Annotated in this window: 3 protein-coding genes; all 3 read right to left on the minus strand. The window is 46.3% G+C overall.

Features of this window, described 5'->3' with window-relative positions; all coding sequences use genetic code 11:
* The coding region (locus FE392_RS19515; RefSeq protein WP_319931800.1) for a DcrB-related protein at positions 1 to 315 on the minus strand (315 nt) is incomplete at its 3' end.
* 629 nt (positions 316 to 944) lie between these two features.
* On the minus strand, positions 945 to 3347 hold the full coding sequence (locus FE392_RS19520) for a toprim domain-containing protein (RefSeq protein ID WP_439153517.1): 2403 nt from the start codon (positions 3345 to 3347) through the stop codon (positions 945 to 947).
* 94 nt (positions 3348 to 3441) lie between these two features.
* Positions 3442 to 3633, minus strand: a 192-nt coding sequence (locus FE392_RS19525) for a helix-turn-helix transcriptional regulator (RefSeq protein ID WP_319931801.1), incomplete at its 5' end; no start/stop codon positions are given.

Here is a 3633-nt window from a genome sequence, read left to right on the forward strand (position 1 = left end):
TGCCGCCTGATACTGGTAAACTTGTTGCCCTTTCTTGGGGCGGTAGCGGGAAAGCAACAAATGACCTTGTAGCAAGTTGTCACCTAATATGGCGGGGTGTTCTTCAAGCAGTTGCCAGTCTTTTAGACCGTTTTTCAACAACGTCTTCTGGCGGGTGAGGTAACCGGCTAAATCTTCTCCCTCATTTAGCTGGTCGCGGCTGATATTCAGTGCAGGCACATTAGGCGCGATAATAATATTGACGGTCTGTTCCTGATAACCTTCCGGTAGAGTAATGCTGCCTTCCGAGAACAGGCAGCGTGGGCGTGTTTCCATATTTCCCTTGCCTTTTTAAAAATAAATTTATGTTTTAGTAACATGATTAAAGGCAGGATATAACAGCCACATTTATGAGTTCCAGAGTGAATAAGGAATCCGCACGGAAATTGTGATTAACTTCTATTTATAAATAAAATCAGATTATTACCTAGTGTCAATTTAACTTAATACTTCAAATTAAAACCGCACTGACGCGCTGCGCTTGTCTTCTCTGATTTGTCTGGCTAATGCATTAACCAGACAAATCAGAGATCTTGAAGAACACCATACCCGCCAGAAAAACCTTTTTATTTAACCCCCCCTATTAAAGAATTAGTAATAAAACTGTTCACCCTGTTCACCTCTAAATATTTTTATTTAAATTCATAGTGTTAAAGGGTGACGATTTGAAATAAAACTCATCACCACTCTTCACCCAACCCTTCACCCTTAAATCTGAAAAAGGTGAACAGGGGTGAAGACTTGTGAACAGTTTAAAAATAACTGTTCACCCTTCAATATATTGATATATATGGTTTAAATTACAGAGTGAACAGGGGTGAACACTTTTCTATATTTTTCATAAAATCTCATTAGGGTGAAAAAAATTATTCTTCTGGCAGGCTATCCCTTACCAATTGAGGCATTCATTCGATAGCCGTGTCGATATTCAGATTCAGATTGCTGCGAATGCCCTGTTTGCTTTTCTTACGCAGGTAAAGCTGGTTGTATTCGGCCAGTGCACCGGGCATATCCATACCGAATCGGGTCACAGAAACCGGCTTGTTCAGGTTATTGCCTTTCATATAGGCAAGGTAGGCGTGATAGAGGTATTTGCGAGGATTGAACGGCACGATTTCCGCATTGCCGATTAGCAGGCCATCTGCTTCATGAGAAGCCACCAGATAACCGCAAAAATCGACCAACGGATCTGTACCCCGTTTGATATCTAGCGCCTCTCCAGATTTTTGTTGCTCTGCCAATAAACGCCTTGCAGTTTGTGGATCAGCAAACCGATGAAGCAGTTGCCGGATAATGATAGGCAGTTCTGCCGCGATTTTGTCCCGCAGAAGCGGATCACGTTCATTCTCTGGCACCACTTCGGAGAAGTTGAAAATCACCCGACGCCGCGACACTCCGCCACTGCGATCACTGAAACTCATGGCGTTATTGTTCACCGCCAGCACTACAGCAGGAATGCGGGTTGAATAGGGTTGTTTGTGCTTGGGGTCAATGGCGACTTCATCCCCGCCTGTAATGGCTTTGATGCCGGAGCCATCGCCCACATAGCGGGTCTGGTCGGGCAGAATAATTAACGAATACCCAACAATCAGCGCACGATCCCGTGGGTTTTCCAGTGCGGCCATGCTTGCAGAAACAGTATTGCCTTTGCCCGCCAGCATTGTGCAGATTTCAGCAAAGATGCTTTTGCCACTGCCTCCGGCACCGGTGACTTCCAGAAATAACTGCCAGTCGTAACGGTTTGCCAACACCATAAACAGCGCGGCCAGTACTCTTTCGGCTTTGCTTTCACAATTAGCAGTTGCTCGATTGAGCCAGCACCAAAAATGTGGTGCATGGCTTTGCAAGCTTTCCCCCGAAATCTGGGAATTGAATTCAACATCATTAGCAAGCAGCAGCCAGTCATGTTTATGATGAGGACGAAATTGGCCGATTTTCAGATCAAATACCCCATTACGGAACCCGATTAAATGGCGTTCTGGCAGTTGCATCATGGGAAGCTGTAGTTTCAGAGCATCCACGGCAGCACTAATACCATGTGGCGAATATGGCATTTTCTCTTCCATAAAAGCTGCCACCATTTCCCGCTGTAAATCGCGGTTACTGACTGGACACCAGACAATGCCATCATAGTGATGAACGGTTTCCGAAGCGCCATCCAGTGCCAAATCACCGTCATAACGTGCCAGTAACACTTCTCCGCGCTGACTGGCTCCCATCTGACATAAGGTCAGTTTTGACGATTCGGCACCATTAGGCTGAGTGACCGCTTTTTTCGTTATGGGTGCCGGTTGATAAAGCCCTTGAGCAAACGCCAGCTTTGCCGTTTCTACACCGTGTTGTTGGCGATAATCATCCCAATCGGCCTTATGCTCTGTCGGCGGCAATGTGATCCAGCCATTAACCGCAACGGCCGCTTTTTCTGCCGAGATTTTGCCGATATTCACTTTCGGTTTGCCGCTCTTATTCAGTTCATCTGGATGATGCCAGTCATTATCTGCGGCAATAATGATTTTCGTGCCCGGCCAACGTTTCCTGACTGATTGCGCAACGGAGATTAAATTGCCTGCATCCAGCGCCACGAGAACAGTCCCTTTGCAGAGTTGGTTAACCGTGAGTGCCGTGGCGTAACCTTCGGTAATGATGACTGTGTCAGGGTGTTCTTCCAGCGCGGACAGAGCAATAAACGCGCCTTTCTTCTTACTGCCAGTGAGTAATTTTTTCTCACCATCCGGTTTGATGATCTGCGCACCTGTGACTTTTTCGTCCAGTGTTGTGAGTCGCAACACTGTCGAATTATCGGCCAACAACCTCTGATTAAGGCAATGCAGTCCTTTGGTGATCAGATAGGGCGATTGTCCGGCAACTGTTTGCGCCATCAGAGCTGCCACTCTGTCGGCAATCGACTGTGTTGTTTGAATGTTTTTTTTGGCTGGTTTAGGCTCGGGGAAAGGTAATGCCAGTACATCCGCAACGATTTTCGCCGCCTCAGTGATCGAAATTCCTTTGGTTTTTGCCACTAAATCCAGCCCATCGCCATAATTTGGAGTGTCACACTGGCGACAATGCCAGTTGCCATGATTGTGATCGTCAATAAAGTGAAAACGGTCAGTGCCGCCGCAGATCGGGCAGGCACCATGTTTATCTTTTGCCGGAATATCAATACCACAGGCAGGCAGGATATTTCCCCAATGATACATAGCAGATTTTTTAACGGTTTGGATCAGGTGGAGCGTTTTTTGACGAGTGGTCTTATCCGAAAGTGTAAATTTAGGGTGAGTTTGGGTATGCTGTATATCAGCCATCATCGTTACCTCAATTAACGGTTGTTGGTCAGACGCCTCAGATGTGTTCGAGCACTCTGGGGCGTTGTTTTTTATATTACGTTTCTTCTGTTATGTGTTATACCGCTCGTGATCCTGCGATCCGTTGCGCTATCCAGTGATCAATCTCTGACTCAATAAATGCGATGGAACGGGAACCGAGTTTAATTTGTTTCGGGAATTCTCCATCGCTGATCAATTTGTAAATCCACGCCTTGCTATAACCCGTTCTGCGCTGAACTTCCGGCACACGAATAAGATTTTCTTTCGG

The sequence above is a fragment of the Xenorhabdus santafensis genome (assembly GCF_033949405.1).
Classification (GTDB): Bacteria; Pseudomonadota; Gammaproteobacteria; order Enterobacterales; family Enterobacteriaceae; genus Xenorhabdus; species Xenorhabdus santafensis.

Bases quoted from the DNA above. Each gene is read 5' to 3' on its own strand.
- FE392_RS19520 (WP_439153517.1), bottom strand. From the start codon at position 3,347: ATGATGGCTGATATACAGCATACCCAAACTCACCCTAAATTTACACTT.